The organism is Rhizobium sp. 05N430 (genome assembly GCF_056396985.1).
The window spans coordinates 122491-146112 of sequence record NZ_JBFTMO010000011.1 but is presented as its reverse complement, the minus strand read 5'-3'; the positions used below and the strand labels follow the sequence as shown (position 1 = coordinate 146112).

Below are 23622 nucleotides of genomic sequence, written 5' to 3'. Positions count from 1 at the left end.
TCGCTGATCGGCAATGCCGAACACGCGAATTTGTACGATGACCGGCTGTCCCTAGACCCGCTCCAGCGCTACGGCGATCCCCTGCCCGACGCCAATGCACATGGTCGAGAGCGAATAGCGGCCGCCGGTTTCGGCAAGTTCCAGCGCCGCCGTGCCGGTGATGCGGGCGCCCGACATGCCGAGCGGATGACCGAGCGCGATCGCCCCGCCGTTACGATTGACGCGGGCATCGTCATCGGCAATCCCGAGTTCGCGCAAAACTGCCAGACCCTGCGAGGCAAAAGCTTCGTTGAGTTCGATGACATCGAACTGCTCCTGTTTGAGGCCAAGCCGCGCCAAAAGCTTGCGCGAAGCCGGGACCGGGCCGATGCCCATGATCCGCGGCGGCACGCCGGCGGCGGCACCGCCGAGAATGCGGGCGATCGGCCTGAGGCCGTATTTCTTCGCCGCCGCTTCGGAGGCGACGATCAGCGCAGCCGCGCCGTCATTGACGCCGGAGGCATTGCCCGCGGTAACCGTCCCGCCTTCCTTCTTGAAGGGTGTGCCGAGCTTGGCGAGCGTTTCGATCGAGGTGGCACGCGGATGCTCGTCCCGGTCGACGACAACGGCATCGCCCTTGCGCTGTGGAATGGTGACGGCGCTGATTTCCTTGGCCAGCCGGCCGCTTTCCTGCGATGCCGCGGCCTTCGCCTGCGAGCGGACGGCAAAGGCGTCCTGATCCGCGCGGCTGACCTTGTAATCCTCGGCAACGTTCTCGCCGGTCTCCGGCATGGAATCGACACCATACTGCTTCTTCATCAACGGATTAACGAAGCGCCAGCCGATCGTCGTATCGTAGATCTCGGCATTGCGCGAGAAAGCCGTATCGGCTTTCGGCATGACGAACGGCGCCCGCGACATGCTTTCGACGCCACCCGCAATCATCAGCTCTGCCTCGCCGGAACGGATCGCCCGGGCTGCCGTGATGACTGCATCCATGCCCGATCCGCAGAGCCGGTTGATCGTCGTGCCGGATACGCCGAGCGGCAGGCCTGCCAGCAGCAGCGACATGCGCGCCACATTGCGGTTGTCCTCGCCCGCCTGGTTGGCGCAGCCGAAGACGACGTCATCGACGGCCTCCCAATCGACGGAAGCGTTGCGCTCCATCAGCGCCTTCAGCGGCACGGCACCGAGATCGTCAGCGCGGACGGAGGAGAGCGAGCCGCCGAAGCGGCCGATCGGGGTGCGGATGTAATCGCAGATGAAAGCGTCAGCCATCGGTCAGTCCTCAGAGTTCGGGCACGATGAGATCGGCGACCGGGCCTTCGACATGCAGCTTGGCGCCGGTCATTGCCTGCAGTTCCTCGACAGTCATGGCGGCAAGCTTTTCGCGCAGCACGAAGCGGCCCTTGACGATATCGATCACTGCATGGCTCGTGTAGATACGCGTGATGCAGCCGACTCCAGTCAACGGGAAGGTGCATGTTTCGACGAGTTTCGGCTCGCCGTTCTTGGTGACATGCTCGGTGATGACGCAGACCTGCTTGGCGCCATGCACCAGATCCATCGCGCCGCCGACGGCGGGCACGCCCTTCGAGCCGGCGCGCCAGTTGGCGAGATCGCCGTTTTCAGACACCTGATAGGCGCCGAGGATCGCGATATCGAGATGACCGCCACGCACCATGGCGAAGCTGTCGGCATGGTGGAAGAAGGCAGCGCCCGGCTTCAGCGTCACCGCCTTCTTGCCGGCATTGATCAGATCCCAGTCTTCCTCGCCCGCAGCCGGCGCCTCGCCAAAATTCAGGATGCCGTTTTCGGTATGGAAGATCGCCTCGCGGCCCTCGGGCTGATAGCGGGCCACCATCTCAGGAAAACCGATGCCGAGGTTGACATAGGCACCGTCGGTGATGTCCTGAGCGGCGCGCCAGGCGATCTGGGCGTTCGAAAGCTTGATGTCTTCGCGTGTGTCGATCTTGCTTGGTTCAGGGGTCATACGTAAGCCACTCCGGCTCGAATGAGCTCTTCTTCCTGTTGCGGATTGGCGATCTCGACGACGCCATCGACGAAGATGCCGGGTGTCACCACCTGTTCCGGATCGATGCCGCCGGCCGGCACCAATCTCGACACCTGGGCAACGGTCTTGGCCGCCGCCATGCACATCAGCGGGTTAAAGTTGCGGCCCGCCTTGTTGTAGGTCAGATTGCCATGCGTATCGCCGAGATGCGCCTTGACGATCGCAAAGTCGGCTTTCAGCCAGCGTTCCTGCACATATTTCCGGCCGTCGAACTCGGCAATCGGCTTACCCTCGGCAAGCTCGGTGGCATAGGTCGTCGGCGTATAGAATGCCGGGATCCCGGCGCCGCCGGCACGGATGCGCTCGGCAAGCGTGCCCTGCGGCACCAGCTCAAGCTCGATCTCGCCCGCCAGATACTTGTCGGTGAAGGCGCGCGGGTCGGACGAGCGCGGGAAGGAGCAGATCATCTTCCTGACCATCCCGGCATCGATCATCGCCGCAATACCGATCCGGCCATTGCCCGCGTTGTTGTTGATCACGGTCAGGTTCTTCGGCCCCTTGTCGATCAGCGCGTGAATGAGCTCGATCGGTGCGCCCGAACCGCCGAAACCGCCTATCATGACGACGGCGCCATCGCCGATTTCGGAAACGGCATCCGCCGCGCTCCGGATTGTCTTGTCCATGCCGGATATCTCCTCGCCTGGCATCGCGAGGCTCACCGGCCTCGATCTGACTGCTACGGATAAATCCGGGACCTTGGGTCAGGCAAGTTAATTGTGCGATATTTGATATTTGTTCGTATATCGCACCGATGATTATATGATGTGGTTTGGAAACATTACCCGTTATTTACAATTAGCCCGCATATTTGCTCGCAAAAGAGGTGGCAAATGGCGGTTGCTAGGGCATTTGGCAGATCATCGGTCGAGGCGGCGCAGCGCGAGCTGGAGCGCCTCAATGCGCTTGACGAGCTTGATATGCTCGATACGCCGAGAGACGAGGGCTTCGAACGGCTCGTCCGTCTCCTCAAGCAGGTCTTCTCCGTCGATATCGGCATCGTCTCGTTCATCGATGCGCACCGTCAATGGTACAAGGCCTGCTCAGGCCTGACCAACGACGAGATGCCGCGGGAAGACACCTTCTGCCGCTATGTCGTCGATGACGAACAGCCGATCGTCGTCCAGGATGCCACGCGCGATCCGCGCTTTGCGGCCAATCCTGCGGTCACAGGCGAGGCTCATATCCGCTTCTATGCCGGCGTTCCCTTGAAGACCCGCGACGGCCATACGGTCGGAACGGTCTGCGCCATCGACCGCAGACCGCGTTCTTTCGGCAGCAAGGACCTCGGCATCCTGGAAGAAATCGCCGGTATCGCGATGGATCGCGTCGAGCTGCTACGCTCTGCCGCGACCGACAGCTTGACGGGCGTCCTCAGCCGCCGGGCCTTCAATGAGGAAGCACGCCGCCTTCTCTCGCTTGCCACCCGGCATCAGCATGATGCGGCCTGCATCGTGCTCGATGTCGACCATTTCAAGAAGGTCAACGACACCTATGGCCATTCGGCTGGCGATGCGGTTTTGAAGGCGGTTGCCGCGACCTGCCGGGAACAAATTCGTGCCGGCGATATCCTCGGGCGGCTCGGCGGCGAAGAATTCGCGGTGCTGCTGCCGCATGCCGATCGGGACGCGGCTCTCGCCGTGGCCGAAAAGCTGCGCGGCGCGTTGGAGGCCAGTCCGGTTCCCGTTGCCGACAACGCGATCCGCGTTACGGCCAGCTTCGGAATAACTGGCATGTCGATCATCGCCAAGGACATCGATACGCTTCTGGCGCAGGCGGACGCCGCCATGTACCGGGCCAAGCAGGCGGGCCGGAATCGCTGCGCTTCCTCCGCCCCGGCCTCGTCATCAGAAGCCGGCGAGCGGCGCCGGGTGCTCAAAGCGGGCGTGATCATCTTCAATGACAGGCGCTCGACATTCGATTGCACGATCCGCTCTCTCGGACCTGATGGCGCCAGCCTTGCCGTCTCGAACGCAACGGGCATCCCGCCGGAATTCACCCTAGGCATTCCCGGCGATCGCTTCGAAACCGCCTGCCGGGTCGTCGCGCAAGATCGCCAGCATCTTGAAGTCCACTTCCGATAGCGGGCGCCCAGCTTTGCCGGAGAGCAATGCCGTGCTAGCAAACCGCTAGGCTCGATCGAGCCAGCAACAGAGATTCTGGACCGGATCGAATGCGCGAAACGGACTTCGTCAGCGGCTTTGCGAGAGGCCTGAAGGTCATCGAAGCCTTCGGAGAGATGCATCAGCGGCTATCGATTACCGATGCCGCGAAGCTGACCGGCCTCGACCGCGCAACGGTGCGGCGCTCGCTGCTGACGCTCTCCGAACTCGGCTATGCCGATTACGACGGCAAGTTCTTCACGTTGACGCCGAAGGTTTTGCGCCTCGGCCACGCCTATCTCTCGGCGACGCCGCTGCCCGCCATCCTGCAGCCGCATCTCGATCAGCTGTCGGATAAGGCCGGGCAGAGTGCCTCGGCCTCGGTGCTCGACGGCACCGAGATCCTCTATATCGCACGGGCCTCGCAGAAGCGGGTGATGTCGATCAACCTGACGCCGGGGAGCCGCCTGCCCGCCTATTGCGCCTCGATGGGCCGCGTGCTGCTGGCCGCCTTGCCCGAGCCCGAGGCGCGCGCCGTTCTCGCCCGCAGCGATCTCAAGGCCAGTACGCCGCGCACGATCACCGATCCCGAAAGGCTGATCGCCGAGTTCCAGCGCGTCCGCGCTCAGGGCTATGCGGTTATCGATCAGGAACTGGAGCTCGGCCTGTGCTCGATCGCCGTACCGGTGGAAAACGATCGCGGCCAGCTGATCTGCGCGCTGAACATCGGCGCCCCCGCCGCTCATGTTGCAGCGTCGGAGATGGCAGCGCGCTATCTGCCGCTGCTGAAGGAAACACAGGCCGCCCTTCGCCTGGTCCTGCGCTGATCACATGCCGAGCTTCGCCCGCTCGGCAATCCGCCAGGCCCGCGGCGTCTCGCCCGTCTGCTTCAGGAAAAAGCGGGAAAAATAGGCGGGATCGGCGAAGCCGAGCCGGTAACTGATTTCCTGGACACTGCCGAAGGTGAAGACCAGCTCGCGTTTGGCCTCATCGGTCAGGCGATGCGCAATCATCTCATGCGTGCCCTGCCCGGTCGCTGCCTTGACGATGCGGTTCAGATGCGTTGCGGAGACGCCGAGCTCACCGGCATAGAAGGCGGCCGGCCGGTGGGATCTCAGATGCTGCTGGATCAGGCCGTTCAGCAATTCCATCCGCCGCCCGTTTTCGTCGCCAGCCTGCCCGGCATCACTGCCGGAGAGCCGCATCGTCAGCTGCAGCGCGATCGTCACATAGGCTTCCAGCAGATCGGCGCGGCCACTGCCACGTCCCGCGAACTCGGCACCAAGGCGTGAGAGCGTCTGCCCGGCATAGACTGCGTCCGGATCGTCCCGGTGCAGGCTCGTCAGATGCGGGCGGGCAAGCCATTCGCCAAGCGGGCTGCGGCCACCCGGCAGCGCCTTCAGATGCGACGCAAGCACGGTGATGACGAAGCCGTCGATATCCTTCGAGAACCGGAAGCCATGGTTCAGCCCCGGCGGCACGGTGATCACCGTGTTGGGCGTGATCTCATGCCGCTCTGCGCCAAAGATCGCATCGCCGGATCCGGCGCTGATGTACAAGATCTGAAAGAAGCTCTCATGGCGATGCAGCTTGATCTCCCAATGATGCAAGCTGCTGCGCGATGGTATCGTCTCGCAATGCAGCCAGAAATCGGGATTTCTGCCGGTGTTCTCGCCATAGAGCTCATAGGTCGGGACGAATTTCGTCATGGCCGCATCCTCCTGCCACGTTCGATAAGTGCAATTTCTGGCGCGAAATGTCCATTGCTGCGGGCCACCGCGTTCCGCAAAATCCGGGCAAGAGGATGCAAGGAGGAACCATGCGCACCAAAGTCGCCATTATCGGCTCAGGCCCCGCCGGTCTGCTGCTCGGCCAGCTGCTGACTGATGCCGGGATCGACAACGTCCTCCTCGACCGCGCCGCCAAGGATTATATCCTCGGCCGGGTTCGCGCTGGCGTGCTCGAGGAGGGTACCGTCGGGCTGATGGACCGGGCGAAATCCGGCGCGCGCATGCATGCCGATGGCTTGCCGCATGACGGTTTTTCGCTCGCCTTCGATGGTAGGGATCACCGGATCAATCTCCATGGACTGACCGGCGGCAAGCGCGTCATGGTCTATGGCCAGACGGAGTTGACCCGTGATCTGATGGAACATCGCGAGGCGAGCGGCGCGCTGGCGATCTACGAAGCGGCCAATGTGACGCCTCACGATTTCGACGGTGCCGCGCCCTACGTTACCTATGACAAAGACGGCGTGACGCACCGCATCGACTGCGATTTCATCGCCGGCTGCGACGGCTTTCACGGCGCCAGCCGCAAGGCGGTGCCGGAGAAGGCGATCCGCACCTTCGAGAAGATCTATCCGTTCGGCTGGCTCGGCATCCTGGCCGATGTCGCGCCTGTCAGCCACGAGCTCGTCTATGCCAATCATCCGCGCGGCTTTGCGCTCTGTTCGATGCGATCGGAAAGCCGCAGCCGCTATTACATCCAGTGTCCGCTCGACGAGAAGATCGAGGATTGGAGCGACGAGCGTTTCTGGGACGAGCTGCGCCGCCGCCTGCCTGCCCATCACGCCGAGGCGATGCAGACGGCACCGTCCTTCGAGAAATCGATCGCGCCGCTGCGCTCCTTCGTCGCCGAGCCGATGCGCTTCGGGTGGCTGTTCCTTGCCGGTGACGCGGCCCATATCGTGCCGCCGACCGGAGCCAAGGGGCTGAATCTCGCCGCGAGCGACGTCCATTACCTGTTCTCCGGCATCGCCGAATATTACGCCGAGCATTCAAGCGCCGGGATCGATGTCTATTCGCAGCGCGCCCTGTCGCGCGTCTGGAAAGCCGTTCGCTTCTCCTGGTGGATGACGACGATGCTACACCGCTTCCCGGATACCGGCGATTTCGGCCAGAGGATCCAGGAAGCCGAACTCGATTATCTGACCCATTCGACCGCCGCCTCGACCGCGCTTGCCGAAAACTATGTCGGGTTGCCCTACTGACGACACGCCTTCCGCCATCCACGGAAGGCGGCCCACCGATGAATATGCTCGACAACTGAAATACGATGGCCGATCCTGTCGCCCTTGGGTTTTGATATCGATCAGCGGGTGGGGCAGATCGTGGCGACGCGGGAAAAGGAAATATCGACAGCGCGCAAGAACGCGCATCTGATCGGATTGGTGACGCTGATCATGCTCGCCGGCCTGCCGCTTGCGGCCTGGCTTGATGTCAGCACACTGTCGCGCGATGCCGTGCACCGGCAGGCGCAGGACATGAGCTCGCTGATCACGAGTATCCGCTCCTATTACTCGACCAACGTCGTCGGCCGGATTCTCGCAGCCCACGCGGCGGGCCAGGAAAACGGGACGGTCCTCTCCCACAACTACGCCAATATTCCCGGCGCCATTCCGATACCGGCGACGCTATCGCTGGAACTCGGCGACGTCATCAAGGAGCAGCAGGCGAATATCACCTACCGCTTCGTCTCCGATCTTCCCTTCAAAAACCGGGCATCGCACGATCTGGACAAATTCGAGAGCGATGCGCTCACCGCGCTTCGCACCAATCCGAAGCAGACGATGACGGAGAACAAGCGTTCGGGCTTCACCAATATCTTCCGTCTCGTCACGCCCGTGCTGATGGGGCCTGCCTGCGTCGCCTGCCACAACACCCATCCGGAGAGCCCGAAGACCGACTGGAAGGTAGGCGATGTCAGAGGCATTCAGGAAGTGATCATCCGTCAGCCCTTTGCGGCCAATGTCTTTGCCTTCAAATATCTGCTCGCCTATTTCATCTGCGTCGCGGTACTTGGCGCGTCCTTCATCGTCATGCAGCGCCGCCAGGCTTCGGTGCTGCACGCCTTCAACCGCGATCTCGAATCCACCAACGAGTTCCTGGCCAGCATCTCGCTGAAGATCTCGCGCTATCTCTCGCCGCAGATCTACAAGAGCATCTTCAGCGGCCAGCGCGACGTCGTCATCCAGACCGAGCGCAAGCGGCTGACGATCTTCTTTTCCGATATCAAGGATTTCACCGCAACCACCGAGCGGCTGCAGCCGGAAGCGCTGACGGAGATGCTGAACGAATATCTGACGGAGATGTCGAAGATCGCGCTGAAACACGGCGGCACCGTCGACAAGTTCATCGGCGACGCGATCCTGGTTTTCTTCGGCGACCCCGAAACCAAGGGGGCGGCAGAAGATGCAAAAGCCTGCCTGCGCATGGCCGTTGATATGCAGCAACGCCTCGGCGAACTGAAGGCGAAATGGCGACGCGACGGTACGGCCGAGCCCTTCATCGTGCGCATGGGCATCAACAGCGGCTATTGCAATGTCGGCAATTTCGGCAGCACCGATCGCATGGACTATACGATCATCGGCGCCGAGGCCAATCTGGCGGCGCGGCTGCAATCAATCGCCGAGGGCGGCAAGATCGTCATGAGCTATGAAACCTATGCGCTGGTGGAGGATATCGTCGAAGCCGTGCCGCTGGCGCCGATTACGATGAAGGGTATCCAGCGCGATATCGTGCCTTACGAGGTGCAGGGCCTACTCCTCGGTAACGACGGTCATTCAAGGGTGATGAGCGAGCATTTTGCCGGTCTGGATCTCCACCTCAACATGTCGCAGCTGGAGCCCGGCGAGAGGAGCAAGGTCAAGGCGGCGCTGATGGAAGCGCTGGCGGCCGTGGAAAAACCCACGGAGAAACCGGCCTAGCATTTCGCCGCGCGGGCGGCGATCGCCTTGATAACGGCAGCCATGTCGAGCCCTCCGAAACCCATCTCTTCGGTTTCGGCATAAAGCGCGCGGCAGACATCGAGCAGCGGTGAAGCGATACCCAGCCGCCGCGCGGCATCGACAACCAGCTGATTGTTCTTCAGCACGTCGGAGATCGCCGCCTGCGGCGAGAAATCGCCTTCTGCAAGCTTGGCGTTCTTGAGCCTCAAGATGCCGCTCGCCATCTGGCCGCCATCGGCAATCCGCTTGAAGAGATGCAGGTCGAGGCCGTGGCTGGCGGCAAAATTCGCGGCCTCGGCGAGACCTGTCACAGTCGAGATCAGGAAGATATTGACCGCCAGCTTCATCAGCAACGCGTTTGGAACCACGCCGCAGACGATCGCATCGCGGCAGAGCGGCTGGAGCAAGGGCTGCACAGTTTCGACTGTTTCAGGCGCTCCCGCCAGCATGGCCACAAGCTCGCCAGCCTCGGCCGGAACACGCGATCCTGAGACCGGCGCCTCGACATAGGCGCCTCCTGCTGAAAGCACGTCCGCTTCCAGTGTCTTTGAATAATCAGGCGCCGTGGTGCCCATGTGAACGAGGGTGCGCCCGGCAACGAGGCTGGCAAAGGCAGGGGTTCCGCGCTGCAGAACCGCATCGATTGCCACATCCGTCGCCAGCATCAGGATGATCACATCAGCGCCTGCGAAAAGGGCCGCGACGCTTGCCGCCACTTCGGCGCCTTCAGCTTCGAGAACGGCTGCCTTTTCCGCAGAGCGGTTCCAGACGATGACGTCGCGCCCCGATCGCACCAGATTGAGGGCCATGGGCGTCCCCATGATCCCGAGACCGATGAAGCCTATGCGCATGTGCCCTCCAATCGCCGATAGACGACAATGGCAGGCGGCGATGGCGTCGTCTTGAAGATTAGTGCTCCGTCAAATTGTCGCGGCACCGGGAAAAGACGTGTAGAACGGCACCATTCACAACTTTAGACCACAATTGAGCGGTAAAAAATACAGCAACCAGTTGTTTAGGACCGGCGCTCATAATATTCATCAGCATCGCCCTTGGTGCTTCGTTAGACAGTGGCCATGACAGTCGTTTTCAAGCGGATCAATAAAAACCAGGCGCTTCAGGGCGCCGCCATCATCGTCGAAGCCTATAGTGCCGCGCCATGGCACGAACACTGGACGATCAAGCGGGCAAACGCCCGGATGGTGGAACTGTCGACGACGCCGGGTTGGCTCGGGGTCGGTGCGCTTGATGGCGAGGATCTCCACGGTTTTGCGATCGGCTACCCGCACACAGCGGCAACCGGCTGCATGCTCTATATTCCGGAGATCGCCGTCATGCCTGCCCACCAGGGCAAGGGCATCGGCACCGCGCTGCTGAAGCTGCTGGAGGAAGAAGCGCTGGCGGCCGGATTTTCGAGCACATGGCTGCTGTCGCAAAATGAGGGGGTCGCGGCGGATTACTACCGGTCGGCCAACTACCGGCAATCTCCCAATCACCGTATCTATTCAAAGCCGCTCAAGTAGCGGTTTTTTTGGCATCGCCCGGCGCGTCCCATGCGGGCCGGTGGAATAGCGCTCCAAAGCGCACGACCACCCTGTGTGAGCAGCGCCGCTCGCTGCTCACATCGGCGATTGTGATGCTGGTTGTCTTAAGGCGTGACTAGCCGTCGTAGTGGCCGGCTGCGACAGTATCCGCCGACTTGACGGCAACGGCCAGATTGACGCCCTTGGTGATGACGCTGCCCTTGGCGGCGAGAGCCGCAGCCTCGGCAAGTGCGCCAGCCTTCGGCACGCTCAGCGGCGTGACCGTGCCACGGCCGAGATCCGCCACCCAGAGCCCCTTTTCACCCTCAACACTGATTACAACAACTTTGGTCATGCTCTTATTCCCTCTTCCAGAGTTGACGTTAAAAGCCTGCCTTCTTCAGTCCTTCGCGATAAAGGTCCTTGTGCCACTGTTCCTTGCTCGGAACGGCGGACAACCATTTATCGACATCGAAGTTCGGATTGGCCTCGCGGACGCGGCGCACCAGAACGCGCGCCTTGTCCTTGTTGCCAAGCATCGCCCAGCTGGCGGCAGCAAGTCTGTCTGCCAGGCTGGGATCGCTCATCTGGCTGATATAGTCGATCGACGCGGAAAACTCGCCGAGCGCATAGTTGGCGCCGGCCGCAGTCCAGAGATAGGGATCGGGGCTCAGCGGATTGAGCTCGATCGCGCGCTCGATCTTCTGCAGCGCCATGCCGGGGCGCGAGCAATGCACCAGCGTATCGGCATGATCGGCAATGACGTCGGCATAGTGCGGCGACAGGGTTTCGGCGATTTCCATCGCCTCTGCGCTGTCGTCGAAAGCGCCCTGCAGCAACTTGGCGACACCGAATTCGCGGTAGCCGTCGGCCAGATCGTTGCGCGCTTCGATGGATTTGGTCGCAAATTCCTCTGCCGACTTCAGAAGTTCCATATCGCCGCGGGCTGTCAGCAGCCATTCCTTCGAATAGGTTCTGGCGGTCGAGCTCAGCGCCGGTGCGAAATCGGGCGTCGCCTTCAGTGCCGAGCGCATCTCCTTGCGCGCACGGCGCAGGTTGGGCAGCGTCAGGCGCCCGAGGTATTGCTTGCCAACCAGATATTGATGATAGGCGGCCGGATTGAGCTCAAGGTACGAGCGCGTCGCCTCATGCCGCTCGATCTCGCTGGAAACAGACAGCGCCACGCGCCGTGAGATCACCCGCCTGTCGCGCAAGAGATCGGCCTGATTGAGGCTGAAGCGTTCGGCCCAGACGATCTGGTTGTCGTCGAAGAAGATCAGCTGCGCGAAGAGCTTGACCTCGTCGAAACCGGTGATCTGGGTTTCCAGCACATAATTGACGGCGTGCCGTTCGAAAAATGCGGTCTGGTCCTCGCTCTGATGGCCGATCTGTACGGCCGAATGCGGCGCGATGACCTGCAGACTGTTGAAGGCGCAGAAACCAATGGTGATATCCTCGATCAGCGAGGCGGCAATCATCACCGATTGCGGATTGCTGGAGAGATTGCGCGGCGCGAGCAGCACCAGGCGGGGAATGGCCGGGCGCCCTGCCCTTTCCAGTGACAGACCCTCGATCCCATCCCCTGCTGCGGTACCTACCGGTCTTGCTTCCAGCTTGCTGCTGCCATTGCCAACGGTGGGCGACACGGCATCGAGGCCGCGCGCGATCGAATTTCTCCGCTTCTCGATATAGTCGCGGATATATTCGACCTCTTCCTGCGCATCGAAAATATCGAGCAGCAGGCGCAGCATGTCCGGGTCTTTCGGCTCGTCGCGAAACACCAGAAGCCCGGCTTTCCTCAGAACCTCCCATTCCTCGGTCGTTTCGACGGGAAAAGAAACCGCTTTCAGCGTATCCTGAAGCACGCCGGAATGGCGGTAGTTCTGATCCTTCAGCCAGCCATCGAAAACGTGGCTCTGGCAATTGACCTGCCCCAGGAAAGGCTGGCCCATTGCTTTCGTTAGCTTCGCCAGCCGGGCCATCGGCTCGCCTGTTGCCTGCAGCGCAACGAAGTCGGCGCTCAGCGACGATGGATCGAGGGAGACGGAGCTTTCGGTGAATGTCAGGAATTCGGTGCCGAGCTGCTCCTGGCGGGCCTTGATGCGCGAGATGGTCTTGCGCAGGTTGGACAGCGAGATCGCCTTATCCTCATTGCCCCACAGAAAATCGGCAGCCATCGTGCGGTGCGCCGCATGCTTTTCGAGCGTCAGCAGATAGGCGACGAGCAGCAGGCCTTTCTCGGGGAAAGCAATATCGTTGCCTTCCGCGTCGGCAAGCCGCAGACGTCCAAACGTTTCTACGAGAAAAGCCATTTCAACCTTTGAGTTGCGCCGCCCTGATTCGCATCCTTCGTGCGAGATATTAATGCAACCAAAAATACGAATAATGCTCGGCAAAGCAAGCTTTTGCCGAGTGCCCTGGAAATATGAGTTTGGCTTAATGTGCGGGCAAATTCAACTGTTGTGCACCGCACGCGCCACCGCAGCTCAGCCGGGAGTTGGTGAGCCGGCTATTCGGGGCCGGACGCGGGCTGCGTCCGGCCCCGCTGTCTTCATTTTTTAACCGGATATCCGGCGGCCGCGAGGATCAGATTGGCGATCTCGCGCGGATGAGAAATCAGCGATACGTGGCTGGAATTGAGCTCGACCCTGGTGGCGTTCATGCGCTTGGCAAGGAAGCGCTCGAGATCCGGATTGGTCGTCCGGTCGTTCTTCGAAACGGCGTACCAGCTCGGCTTTGTCTTCCACGCAGCCTGCGTCGTCTTGGTCGAAAACAGCGTATCGGAGATCGGGCCCTGGACGGCGTAGAGCGCGAGCGCGTCCTTCTTGCTCAAATCACCCGCGAAATCATGGACGAAAGCATCCTCGCTCAGCTGCGCGAAGCCGCCGCTATGCACCAGGCCCTTGCTTGCGGGAGGAGCCGGGAACTTTGCGGCAAGCGCCGGATAGTCTTCACCGGCATCAGGTGCACGGGCGGCGACGTAGACCAAGGCCGAGACCTTGGGATCGACGCCCGTCTCGCTGATCACCATGCCGGCATAGGAATGGCCGACGAGCACGGTCGGGCCGTCCTGAAGGGCAAGAGCACGCTTGGTGGCGGCAACGTCGTCGGCAAATGAGGTGAGCGGGTTCTGCACCGCGGTCACATGCAGCCCGGCCTTCTGCAGCAGCGGGATGACTTTCGACCAGCTGGAGCCGTCGGCATAGGCGCCGTGGACGAGCACGACGTTGCGCGCCTTGACCGGCGCCTCACCGGCTGCCGAGGAGGCACCGGCAAAAGAGACCGCAGCAATAAATGTTGCCGCAGCAAAAGCGGCCTTCTGGAAAATGTTCATGATCTGACGTCCGTATCGTTTCGTGATGAAGCACGTCGCTTCAAAAGCCCTATTCGACCGGCATTTCAGGTCCGCAACACTATCACGCTTTTGTGACGGCCTCAATTTTTTCACCAGTCCATGTAACGAAACGCTGACAACAGCGAAAAGACGATCATGACCCCTCGCGAAGACAATTGGGCGGATGCCATGCGCGCTGCTCGCCGCGGCGATGCCGGAGCCTACGAAGCGCTGCTCGAAGATATCGGGCGAACGCTGCGCGTGCTCGTCGGCCGCAAGCTGACAAGGCTCGGCATGGGGACCGACCAGACAGAAGATATCGTTCAGGAAGCCCTGCTCGGCCTGCACATGATGCGCGACCGCTGGGACGATAGCCGGCCCTTCCTACCCTGGCTGCACGCAATCGTCCGCTACAAGATCGGCGACGCCATGCGCAAGGGCAGCCGCGAGGCGCGCCACCGCTGCGACGTGACGCTCGACGAGCTTTCGGATGTCATCGCCGCACCCGATCAGGGCGACCGCCACATGCCTGATATGGACCGGGCGCTTGCGAGCCTTTCTTCCGGCCAGCGCGACGTCGTCTCATCATTGGCGATCGAGGGGCAGTCGGTTCGCGAGACGGCTGCGAGATTGAAGACCAGCGAGGGCGCGGTCCGCGTCACCCTGCATCGCGCGCTTCAGCGCCTGACGGCCTTTGCCGATCCGGGGCCTGGCTACGCAAGAAAAGGCAAATCATGAAATCCGCCCAAGACACATCCGCCTTGATCCGCAGCCTGGCGCGCGAAGCCGCCGAGGAGGAACCGTCGCAGGGCCTGCGCTTCGATCGTCTGCTGATGCTGGCGGGCGGTTTCTCACTGCTGCTGTCGATCGCGCTGGCGCTCGGCCTGTTCGGCATCCGCCCCAATCTGCCTGCCGTTCTGATTGGCGCGCCGTTTCTCTTCAAGTTCGCGACGATGCTGCTTCTGGCCGCTGGCGGCTTGGCGCTGGTTCGCCGGGCGGGCGAGCCTGACAGCGGCGGCGCTGCCTGGATGATGCTCATTCCAGGCTTCCTGGTGCTCGCCATGGGGCTGGCACTCGATGGTTCCAGCTTTCCGCTTTTGGGCCGGCATGGCGGTGCGGTGCCAAGCTGCGTCGGCGCTATCGTGCTTCTATCGCTTCCGGCGCTTGCTGCCGCTCTCGGCGTGCTGAAGCGCGGCGTGCCGACGCAGCCCCTGCGCGCCGGTTTGTCGGCAGGATTCCTTGCCGGAACGATCGGCGGGGCGGCCTATGCCTTCGTCTGCAAGAACGACGGCGCACTCTTCGTTGCCGTCTGGTACGGATTGGCGATTGTCATCGTCGCAACGCTTGGAGCACTGATCGGCCGCAAAGCGCTCGCCTGGTAAAAGTCAGGTCTTCGCCGAAACCTCGTCTGCCGCCTCGCGGATCGTCTGCATCAGGATCGACAGCGGCAGAGACGGGATCGCATCGGTGCGCATCGTCAGGCCGACCGGGCCTTTCGTCTCGCTGGTATCGATCGGCAGCACCGCCAGAACCCCATCCTCGATATCCTTGGCGACGACGCCGGTCGAGATGATCCAGACCGCATCGCTCGCACGCACGAAAGCGCGGCCGAAGCTGTCTGAAACGGTCTCGATCTGGTTCGGCAGGCTCGGCACACCGTTGGCGATCAGGAAACTCTCGACGAAGGGCCGGATGATCGAAGCCCGCGTCGGCATCAGCACCGTGTAATCGGCGAGCGCTGCAAAATGCGATTGCCGGGTCTTCAGCAGCGGATGGCCGGCGCGCACGGCAAAGACCACCTGCTCCGAATAGAGATGCTCGAAGGAGAAGCCGGTCATCTTCTCCGGCCCGGCAAGACGGCCGACGACAAGATCGAGATCGCCGACGCGCAACTGCTCCAGAAGCACGGCGTTTTCGCCGGTGACGATCTTCAGCCGGCTCCAGGTATTCTCCTTGAGAAACAGCTCCATGGCCCGCGGCATGATGCGCGTCGACACGGTGGGCAAGGCCCCGACCCGGATCGGCGGTGCGTCGCCGACACGCTCCTGGGTGACGGAATCGAGCCCCTGCCGCAGCGCTGTCAGAGCAGCACCGGCATGCTTCAGAAATACTTCGCCGTAACGGGTGATCTTGATGCCGCGGCCGTCGCGCTCGAAGACCTCGACGCCGAGAACCTCCTCCAGCTCACGGATCGTCTTAGTCACCGCGGGCTGGCTGACATGCAGCAGCTCGGCCGCCTTCATCACGCTTTTCTGCCTGGCGACCTCGACAAAGGTTTGCAGATGGCGGAACTTTATGCGGCCGTCGATCATCGATCACATAACTCCGGAGTTATCGGAAAGCCACGAAATATCATTTTACCTAACCAGATTAAACCTTCAATTTCCTGTCCGGAGGAGTTTCCAGTGCAGTTTGCCCGCGTCAACGACATCGCCATTCACTATCAGGTTATCGGCGGCCCCGCCGACAAGCCGGTCCTGGTCTTTGCCAATTCGCTGGGCACCGACTTCCGGATCTGGCGTGATGTCGTCGTCCGCCTGGCAGGCGATTTCGCCATCCTGCTCTATGACAAGCGCGGCCATGGCCTTTCCGATGTCGGCCAGACGCCCTATTCGATCGAGGACCACGCGTCCGATCTCATCGGCCTGCTCGAAACGCTGGATATCAAGAAGGCCATCATCTGCGGCCTGTCCGTCGGCGGACTGATCGCGCAGTCGCTCTACCAGCAGCGTCCCGATCTCGTCAGCGCGCTGATCCTCTGCGACACCGCGCACAAGATCGGCACGGCCGAGAGCTGGAACAACCGCATTGCGGCCGTCGAGCAGAATGGCATAGCCAGCATGTGCGACGCGATCATGGAGCGCTGGTTCACGCCGGCCTTCCGCCGCCCTGAGAACGCCGCCTATGACGGCTATTGCAACATGCTGGTCCGCCAGCCGGTGGCCGGCTACGCCGCGACCTGCGCTGCCGTGCGCGACGCCGACTTTACCGAAGCGGCAAAGACCATCGCCGTACCAACGATCTGCATCGTCGGCGCTCAGGACGGATCGACACCGCCAGACCTCGTCAAGTCGCTGGCGCAACTGATCCCCGGCGCGCGCTTCGAAATCATTCTCGATGCCGGCCACATCCCCTGCATCGAGCAGCCCGAAGCGCTGACGTCAGTCATTCGCGCATTCATCGATTTCGCATTGCATGGAGAAAAGAGCCCATGAGTGACAGTTCGCGCGCCTCCGAGCGCTACAAGCAGGGCATGGCGACGCGCCGCGCCGTGCTCGGCGACAGCCATGTCGACCGTGCCGAGGCCGGATCGACGGATTTCGACAAACCGTTTCAGGACCTGATCACCGAAGCCGCCTGGGGTCATGTCTGGTCGCGCCCAACGCTTTCCAAGCGCGAGCGCTCGATCGTCACCATCGCGCTGCTCGCCGCTCTCGGCCAGGACGATGAAGTGGCGATGCATGTGCGCGCCACAGTCAATACAGGCGCCAGCCGCGACGATGTCTGCGAGGCGCTGCTGCATGTGGCGATCTATGCCGGTGTTCCGGCGGCCAATCACGCGATCAAGATTGCCAAGCAGGTCTTCGAACAGATGGACGCTGATAAGGCGGCATAAGAGGAAGCCATGTCCGACATACCGAACCGCAAGCCCGAAACAGGCGCCTTTTTCGCCCGCGACCACGCCTGGCATCCGCCTGCCTTTGCGCCGGGATACAAGACCTCGATCCTGCGTTCGCCGCAGCGCGCCCTGCTGTCTCTCGACGGCACGATCTCCGAGATCACCGGCCCCGTCTTCGGCCACGGCATGATCGGCGAACTCGACAACGACCTGCTCCACAATTATGCCAAGCCCGGCGAGAGCGCGATCGGCGAGCGCATCATCGTTCACGGCCAGGTGCTGGACGAGCGCGGGCGGCCGCAAACAGGCGTGCTGGTCGAGTTCTGGCAGGCCAATGCCGGCGGGCGCTACCGCCACAAGAGGGAAAGCTATCTGGCAGCGATCGACCCGAATTTCGGCGGCTGCGGCCGGGCGATCACCGACGAGGAAGGCCGATACTATTTCCGCACCGTGCGGCCCGGCGCCTATCCTTGGCCGAACGGCGTCAACGACTGGCGCCCGGCACATATCCATTTCTCGGTCTTCGGCCACGGCTTCTCGCAGCGCCTGATCACCCAGATGTATTTCGAAGGCGATCCGATGATCTGGAAGTGTCCGATCGTCAGCACGATCCCCGACAAGGCGGCGATCGAACAGCTGATCGCCCCCATGGATTGGGGCAACACCATTCCGATGGATAGCCGCGCCTACAAATTCGACATCGTGCTGCGCGGCCGCCGCTCGACGATGTTCGAGAACAAGCTGGAGGGCAACTGATGGCCCAGGAAATCCGTTACCTCAAGGAAACGCCATCGCAGACCGCGGGACCCTATGTCCATATCGGTCTCACGCCGAATTTCTGCGACATATCAGGTGTCTATGACGGCGACCTCGGCACCGCGATGGTCAACGACAAGACGACGGGCGAGCGGATCACCGTGACGGGCCGGATCTTCGACGGTGCCGGCGCTTTGGTGCGCGATGCGGTGATCGAGATCTGGCAGGCCGACAGCGCCGGGCTCTATAACAGCCCCTCGGAAATGCGCGGCGCCGCCGATCCGAATTTCACCGGCTGGGGCCGTTGCCCGACCCGGGCGGAGGACGGCGTCTACAGCTTCGAGACCATCAAGCCCGGCAAGGTGCCGTTCAAGGACGGGCGCAAACAAGCGCCGCACATCACCTTCTGGATTGTCGCACGCGGCATCAATCTCGGCCTGCACACCCGCATGTACTTCCCGGAAGAATCGGAAGCCAACGCTGCCGACCCGCTGCTGCAGCGGATAGAGCACCGCGACCGCGTGGCGACACTTATTGCCGCACGCGATGGCGCAACCTATACGTTTGACATCCGCCTGCAAGGAGAAAACGAGACAGTCTTTCTCGATATCTGACAAGCTTTACTGCCGCTGGATTTTCGCCTGATCTCGGAAATCCGGCAGCAGCCGGCTTTCGTTAAGCACGCGCAATTCAAAATACAACCGGGAATGTATTTTCCATGCTGCATCCGCGTAAAGCGGGTTGGCTTTCATGCTGCGCCGCGGTATGAAACGGACGGGCTGAAACGTTGATGGTGGAAACATGCAGAAAACTTTCGGACACGTCCTGGCGGCGCATAGGGGCCTCGGTCCAGGTTTTGATTTCTTGCGAATCGCGCTCGCTTTTTCAATTGTCCTCGCGCACTCCTTCCTACTGACCGGCAATGACGAATTCTTCCGCTCCACGCCACTGTGGTTTGCGGAATATGCGCTGGTGCCGATGTTCTTTGCGTTGAGCGGCTTCCTGATTGCAGGCAGCGCCCAGCGGCTGAGTCTCAAGAACTTCCTCCTGAACCGCGGGCTGCGTATCGTGCCGGCGCTTGCCGTCGATATCGTCGTCTGCGCCCTGATCATCGGCCCGCTGCTGACGCCTGTCGCGCTCAGCGCCTATTTCTCAAGCGCCGATTTCTTCAAATATTTCCTGAACATCATAGGCTGGATCCACTACAGCCTGCCGGGCGTCTTCGAGAACAACCCGACGCATCGCGTCAACGGCGCATTGTGGACGGTTCCCTGGGAGATCTTCTGCTACATCATCATGTCCGGCCTGATGATGACCTCGATCATCTCTTCCTGGCGGAAGACGGCTCTGCTGACCGCAGGCTTCATCGTCGCCGGTCTTTTGATCCAGGCCTTGGGACCGCACCTGCCCTACCGCGTCAACCTGGTGCTCGGCACGATCTTCGTCAGCCGCGGCGCCCAGCTGGTCTTTGCCTTCCTGCTCGGCATTCTTGCCTATCAGCTGCGTGACGTGATCCCGCACAGCCGCACTTTGCTTGCCGTCTGCGCCGCGATTGCGATTGGCGCGGTCTTCGTGCTCAACAGCTCGTCGATCGAGACGGTACCGAACCGCATCATCGTCATCCCGGCGCTGGTCTACATCACCACCTTCATCGGGCTGACACCGGTGCCGTTGCCCTCCGTCTTCCACAAGGGCGATTATTCCTACGGCGTCTACCTCTATCACGACCCCTTCCTGCAGATCCTGATCGGCCTGGCGCCGGGTGTCTTCCTGGTGCCGGAAACCGGCGCGCTGGCGCTTTATGCGATCGGCATCTGCGCAGCGATGGCGGTGGCAGTGATTTCCTGGCACATGATCGAGAAACCCATCCTCGGCATGCGCAAGAAGTTCTCCTTCGTCGCCAAGGCCCGTGGCGTCGATGAGACCAGCGAACCGAATATCCTGCCTGTCGAGAAGCCAGCCAAGGCATAGGCTTGAGGTCTATCGGCTATTGACGTCTCGACGGGCTCAAGGCTTTCTGCCGCCATAAGGCGGCAGCGGCCGGCCATGAAAGAAGAGACGACAGTGAGCGCAACGGCCTTCGACCACCCCTTCCTCTCCGGCCTTTTGGGCGATGAGGAGACCTCAGCTTATTTCACCGCGGAAGCCGATATCCGCGCCATGCTGCAGTTCGAGGCGGCGCTGGCGCGCGCTGAGGCGGCTCATGATGTCATACCCCTGCCCGCTGCCGAAGCCATTTCCGCCGCATGCACAAGCTTTGCCGCCGATATCCCGGCCCTGCGCACTGCCACCGCCCGCGATGGCGTCGTCATCCCCGAGCTGGTACGCCAGCTGCGCGCCGCTGCAGGCGAGGCCGGCCATCACGTCCATACCGGGGCCACCAGCCAGGATGTGATCGACACCAGCCTGATGCTGCGGCTGAAGCCCGTCGCCTTCATTTTTGCGGCACGGCTCACCGCCATCGAAGTCAGGCTTGCCGCTTTGGAAACAAGCCTCGGTGCAAAGCCTCTGATGGGCCGCACCCGCATGCAGGCGGCAATCCCGATCACCGTTGCCGACCGGCTGCTCGCCTGGCGCACGCCCTTCGACGGCTATCGCGAAAGGCTGACGGATTTGCGCTTCCCGCTACAATTCGGTGGTGCTGCCGGCACGTTGGAAAAACTTGGCGGCAAGGCGGCCGCCGTGCGCGGTTCGCTCGCCCAGGAACTGGGCCTCACCGACCTGCCGCAGTGGCAGAGCCAGCGCGCCTTCATCGCCGAATTCGCCGGACTGCTGTCGCTTGTCACAGGCAGCCTCGGCAAGTTCGGCCAGGACATCGCGCTGATGGCGCAGGCGGGGGACGAGATTGCGCTGAGCGGCGGCGGTGGCTCGTCGGCCATGGCGCACAAGCAGAACCCTGTTGCCGCCGAGACGCTAGTGGCACTGGCGCGCTTTAACGCCACGCAAATCTCGGCGATCCACCAGTCGATGGTCCATGAGCAGGAACGCTCCGGCGCGGCCTGGATATTGGAATGGCTTGTCCTGCCGCAGATGGTCGTGGCGACCGGGGCTGCCCTTCGTCTTGCACGCGAGCTTGCGGACAACATTCAGAGGCTCGGCGCCGCGAATTCATAACCGTTCGATCATGAATTCTGGCATTTATTTCATTTTACATTACCGTTTCGCATGACAAACTAGCGCGAAAAGTTTTAGCTGCGAGCTAATACGGCGCTGGAGTACGCCGAAAAAGGGAGAGAGAAGAATGAAGAAGCTGCTTCTGGCCGCCGCTGCGGCCATGCTCATGGGCTCGGGCGCCTATGCGGATACGATCAAGGTCGGCGTTGTCGGACCCTTTTCCGGTCCGTTCGCCCTGCAGGGCAAGAACTTCAAGGCAGGCATCGACGCCTATATGGCGACCAATGGCGCCAAGATCGGCGACAACACGGTCGAGGTCATCTATCGCGACCTGCCCGCCGCTGATCCGGCGCAGTCGAAGGCGCTTGCCCAGGAACTGGTCGTCAAGGAAAAGGTCCAGTATCTGGCCGGCTTCTATTTCACGCCTGACGCCATGGCCGTCACCCCGATCCTGAAGGAGGCCAACACACCGCTGGTCATCATGAACGCCGCGACGTCGGCGATCGTCACCAAGAGCCCGCTCGTGGTACGCACCTCTTTCACGACATGGCAGACCTCGACGCCGATGGCACAGGTCGCCTTCGACAAGGGCGTCAAGAAGGTGATCTCCGTCGTCAGCGACTACGGCCCCGGCGTCGACGCGGAAAATGCCTTCAAGGCCGGTTTCGAAAAGGCTGGCGGCGAGGTCGTGGAAGCGATCCGCATGCCGCTTGCGACCAACGACTTCAGCCCGATCATGCAGCGCATCAAGGATTCTGGCGCGACCGGCGTCTTCGCCTTCCTGCCGTCAGGCCCGACGACGCTCGGCTTCGTCAAGGCTTACAACGAAAACGGCCTGAAGACCGGCGGCATCCAGCTCTTTGCCCCCGGCGACCTGACACAGGAATCCGATCTTCCGGCACTCGGCGACGCGGCGCTCGGCATGCTGACCACCTTCCATTACGCGGTTTCCCACGACTCGCCCGAGAACAAGGCCTTCGTCGAAGCCGCCGGCAAGACGATCGGCAACCCCGCCGAACTGACCTTCCCGGCTGTCGGCGCCTATGACGGCATGCATGTCATCTACAAGATGATCGAGGCAACCGGCGGCAAGCAGGACGCGGCAAAGGCTGTCGAAGCGGTGAAGGGTCTCGCCTGGGTGAGCCCGCGCGGACCTGTTTCCATCGATCCCGATAGCCGCCACATCACGCAGAACATCTACCTGCGCGAAGTCGCCAAGGATGCCGACGGCAAATACATCAACAAGGAAATCCAGACCTTCGAAAAGCAGGGCGATCCGGGCCTTGCCGCTGTGAAGTGAGGATTTCGACTTCGACGTTGTGCCGTGAGCCCCCTCACCCTACCCTCTCCCCGCTGGGGAGAGGGGAAGCGACCGTGGTGCTCCAATTTCCCTTCTCCCCATCGGGGGTCCGAAGGACGGGTCGAGACGAGCGGCTCGACCCCGGGGTGGCCCGAAGGGCGGATGAGGGGGCCACGCGGCGCAAGGGCTGCTAGTCGCCGCTCGTATAGAACAAGGACCACACCAAACCCATGCAAACCGTCTTCAGCATAGCCGTCGATGCGCTGGCCTATGGAATGGTGCTGTTCGTGATCTCGATCGGCCTGTCCGTCACCATGGGCCTGATGCGCGTCGTCAATCTCGCCCACGGCGCCTTTGCCATGATCGGCGGCTATATCGCGTCCTATGCGGTGCGCGATCTCGGGCTTGGCTACGGCATCGGCGTCATCGCCGCCGTCATCGGCACGATCATCATTGCCATCCCGATCGAACGCTTCCTCTACCGCCGCATCTATGGCGCGCCCGAGCTGACGCAGGTGCTGATGACGATCGGCATCACCTTCTGCATCATCGGCATCGCCAACTATGTGATGGGTCCGACGCTAAAGACCATTCCGCTGCCGCAGGGGCTGCAGGGTTCGGCCGATCTCGGTTTCCGCACCATCCCGATTCATCGCCTCTTCGCGATCGTCTGCGGATTGGGTGTCGCCATCGCGCTGTGGTTCACGATCGAACGGACGAGTTTCGGGGTGAAACTGCGCGCCTCCGTCGACAACGCATCGATGGCGGCGGCCCTCGGCGTGCGCACCGAGATCATCTACGCGCTGAGTTTCGCGGTTGCCGTTGGCCTTGCCGCGTTCGGCGGCGTTGTTGGGGCGGAGCTGCTGCCGGTCGAGCCCTACTATGCGCTGCGCTACATGGTCACCTTCCTCGTCGTCGTCTCCGTCGGCGGCGCGGGATCGATCCCAGGCGCGCTGATTGCCTGTCTCGTGCTCGGCGGCATCGATACGACAGGACGCTACCTGATGCCTGAGTTCGGCGAGTTTTTCTTCTATCTCGCCGTCATCGCCATCATCTGCATCTTCCCGCGTGGTTTTGCCGGGAGGACGAAATAGG

The 23622-nt window shown here is 62.0% G+C and carries 24 protein-coding genes; 15 read left to right on the top strand and 9 right to left on the bottom strand.

The window, feature by feature from the left end; all coding sequences use genetic code 11:
• Positions 1-51 precede the first annotated feature (51 nt).
• Genes pcaF through AC1DJO_RS21220 form a run of 3 tightly spaced genes read right to left on the bottom strand, consistent with a single transcriptional unit; the run spans position 52 to position 2676 of the window.
• Complete coding sequence (pcaF, locus tag AC1DJO_RS21230; protein ID WP_112386687.1) at positions 52-1257, bottom strand: 3-oxoadipyl-CoA thiolase; 1206 nt, start codon at positions 1255-1257, stop codon at positions 52-54.
• Positions 1258-1267: 10 nt separating this feature from the next.
• Positions 1268-1972 carry a CoA transferase subunit B gene (locus AC1DJO_RS21225; protein ID WP_112386686.1) on the bottom strand — a complete coding sequence of 235 codons (705 nt, stop codon included), beginning with the start codon at positions 1970-1972 and terminating at the stop codon, positions 1268-1270.
• Entirely contained in the window at positions 1969-2676 is a 708-nt protein-coding gene (locus AC1DJO_RS21220; RefSeq protein WP_112386685.1) for a 3-oxoacid CoA-transferase subunit A, read from the bottom strand. The genes AC1DJO_RS21225 and AC1DJO_RS21220 overlap by 4 nt, the downstream gene beginning before the upstream one ends.
• Before the next feature lie 207 nt (positions 2677-2883).
• Between AC1DJO_RS21220 and AC1DJO_RS21215 the strand changes: the two genes are divergently transcribed.
• Together AC1DJO_RS21215 and AC1DJO_RS21210 are read left to right on the top strand one after the other, a co-directional pair.
• A complete protein-coding gene (locus AC1DJO_RS21215; RefSeq protein WP_112444353.1) occupies positions 2884-4134 on the top strand; it encodes a sensor domain-containing diguanylate cyclase in 1251 nt (416 codons plus the stop codon).
• An 89-nt stretch (positions 4135-4223) separates the two neighbouring features.
• Entirely contained in the window at positions 4224-4979 is a 756-nt protein-coding gene (locus tag AC1DJO_RS21210) for an IclR family transcriptional regulator (RefSeq protein ID WP_112386683.1), read from the top strand.
• On the opposite strand, the gene AC1DJO_RS21205 is transcribed toward AC1DJO_RS21210, so the two are convergent.
• Complete coding sequence (locus AC1DJO_RS21205) at positions 4980-5861, bottom strand: helix-turn-helix domain-containing protein (RefSeq protein WP_112386682.1); 882 nt, start codon at positions 5859-5861, stop codon at positions 4980-4982. It lies immediately after the preceding gene.
• Positions 5862-5971: 110 nt separating this feature from the next.
• Between AC1DJO_RS21205 and pobA the strand changes: the two genes are divergently transcribed.
• Entirely contained in the window at positions 5972-7144 is a 1173-nt protein-coding gene (pobA, locus tag AC1DJO_RS21200) for a 4-hydroxybenzoate 3-monooxygenase (RefSeq protein WP_112386681.1), read from the top strand.
• A gap of 192 nt (positions 7145-7336) precedes the next feature.
• Positions 7337-8860: an adenylate/guanylate cyclase domain-containing protein gene (locus tag AC1DJO_RS21195; RefSeq protein WP_112386751.1), complete on the top strand. Its 1524-nt coding sequence runs from the start codon at positions 7337-7339 to the stop codon at positions 8858-8860.
• Here the strand turns inward: AC1DJO_RS21195 and AC1DJO_RS21190 are convergent.
• A complete protein-coding gene (locus AC1DJO_RS21190) occupies positions 8857-9732 on the bottom strand; it encodes an NAD(P)-dependent oxidoreductase (RefSeq protein ID WP_112386680.1) in 876 nt (291 codons plus the stop codon). The genes AC1DJO_RS21195 and AC1DJO_RS21190 overlap by 4 nt on opposite strands.
• Positions 9733-9957: 225 nt before the next feature.
• On the opposite strand from AC1DJO_RS21190, the gene AC1DJO_RS21185 reads away from it, so the two are divergent.
• A complete protein-coding gene (locus AC1DJO_RS21185) occupies positions 9958-10404 on the top strand; it encodes a GNAT family N-acetyltransferase (protein WP_112386679.1) in 447 nt (148 codons plus the stop codon).
• A gap of 136 nt (positions 10405-10540) precedes the next feature.
• Here the strand turns inward: AC1DJO_RS21185 and AC1DJO_RS21180 are convergent, their stop codons facing one another.
• From AC1DJO_RS21180 to AC1DJO_RS21170, 3 genes are all read right to left on the bottom strand, one after another.
• Complete coding sequence (locus AC1DJO_RS21180) at positions 10541-10759, bottom strand: hypothetical protein (RefSeq protein ID WP_112386678.1); 219 nt, start codon at positions 10757-10759, stop codon at positions 10541-10543.
• Positions 10760-10787: 28 nt separating this feature from the next.
• Positions 10788-12716, bottom strand: coding sequence for a hypothetical protein (locus AC1DJO_RS21175; RefSeq protein WP_112386677.1), 1929 nt, complete (start codon positions 12714-12716; stop codon positions 10788-10790).
• A gap of 239 nt (positions 12717-12955) precedes the next feature.
• Positions 12956-13738, bottom strand: coding sequence for an alpha/beta fold hydrolase (locus AC1DJO_RS21170; RefSeq protein WP_112386676.1), 783 nt, complete (start codon positions 13736-13738; stop codon positions 12956-12958).
• Between the two features lie 156 nt (positions 13739-13894).
• Here AC1DJO_RS21170 and AC1DJO_RS21165 point away from each other — a divergent pair, with 156 nt between their 5' ends.
• Positions 13895-14476: a sigma-70 family RNA polymerase sigma factor gene (locus AC1DJO_RS21165; protein ID WP_112386675.1), complete on the top strand. Its 582-nt coding sequence runs from the start codon at positions 13895-13897 to the stop codon at positions 14474-14476.
• Entirely contained in the window at positions 14473-15120 is a 648-nt protein-coding gene (locus AC1DJO_RS21160) for an NrsF family protein (RefSeq protein ID WP_112386674.1), read from the top strand. The genes AC1DJO_RS21165 and AC1DJO_RS21160 overlap by 4 nt, the downstream gene beginning before the upstream one ends.
• Before the next feature lie 3 nt (positions 15121-15123).
• On the opposite strand, the gene pcaQ is transcribed toward AC1DJO_RS21160, so the two are convergent.
• Positions 15124-16050, bottom strand: a complete 927-nt coding sequence (gene pcaQ / locus AC1DJO_RS21155; RefSeq protein ID WP_112386673.1) for a pca operon transcription factor PcaQ — start codon at positions 16048-16050, stop codon at positions 15124-15126.
• Positions 16051-16143: 93 nt separating this feature from the next.
• On the opposite strand from pcaQ, the gene pcaD reads away from it, so the two are divergent.
• The 8 genes from pcaD to AC1DJO_RS21115 all read left to right on the top strand — a co-directional run bounded on the left by pcaD (position 16144) and on the right by AC1DJO_RS21115 (position 23621).
• Positions 16144-16953, top strand: a complete 810-nt coding sequence (gene pcaD, locus AC1DJO_RS21150; RefSeq protein ID WP_112386672.1) for a 3-oxoadipate enol-lactonase — start codon at positions 16144-16146, stop codon at positions 16951-16953.
• The gene (gene pcaC / locus AC1DJO_RS21145) at positions 16950-17354 is read left to right on the top strand and encodes a 4-carboxymuconolactone decarboxylase (RefSeq protein WP_112386671.1); all 405 of its coding nucleotides are present in this window, start codon (positions 16950-16952) and stop codon (positions 17352-17354) included. The genes pcaD and pcaC overlap by 4 nt, the downstream gene beginning before the upstream one ends.
• Before the next feature lie 9 nt (positions 17355-17363).
• Positions 17364-18113, top strand: a complete 750-nt coding sequence (gene pcaH, locus AC1DJO_RS21140; protein WP_112386670.1) for a protocatechuate 3,4-dioxygenase subunit beta — start codon at positions 17364-17366, stop codon at positions 18111-18113.
• A complete protein-coding gene (gene pcaG / locus AC1DJO_RS21135) occupies positions 18113-18727 on the top strand; it encodes a protocatechuate 3,4-dioxygenase subunit alpha (protein ID WP_112386669.1) in 615 nt (204 codons plus the stop codon). Before pcaH ends, pcaG begins: the two co-directional genes overlap by 1 nt.
• Positions 18728-18914: 187 nt before the next feature.
• Positions 18915-20084, top strand: a complete 1170-nt coding sequence (locus tag AC1DJO_RS21130) for an acyltransferase family protein (RefSeq protein ID WP_112386668.1) — start codon at positions 18915-18917, stop codon at positions 20082-20084.
• Positions 20085-20177: 93 nt separating this feature from the next.
• Positions 20178-21227: a 3-carboxy-cis,cis-muconate cycloisomerase gene (locus tag AC1DJO_RS21125; protein WP_112386750.1), complete on the top strand. Its 1050-nt coding sequence runs from the start codon at positions 20178-20180 to the stop codon at positions 21225-21227.
• Between the two features lie 127 nt (positions 21228-21354).
• Entirely contained in the window at positions 21355-22527 is a 1173-nt protein-coding gene (locus AC1DJO_RS21120) for an ABC transporter substrate-binding protein (RefSeq protein WP_112386667.1), read from the top strand.
• Positions 22528-22757: 230 nt separating this feature from the next.
• Positions 22758-23621 carry a branched-chain amino acid ABC transporter permease gene (locus AC1DJO_RS21115; RefSeq protein WP_112386665.1) on the top strand — a complete coding sequence of 288 codons (864 nt, stop codon included), beginning with the start codon at positions 22758-22760 and terminating at the stop codon, positions 23619-23621.
• The last annotated feature ends 1 nt before the right edge of the window (position 23622 follow it).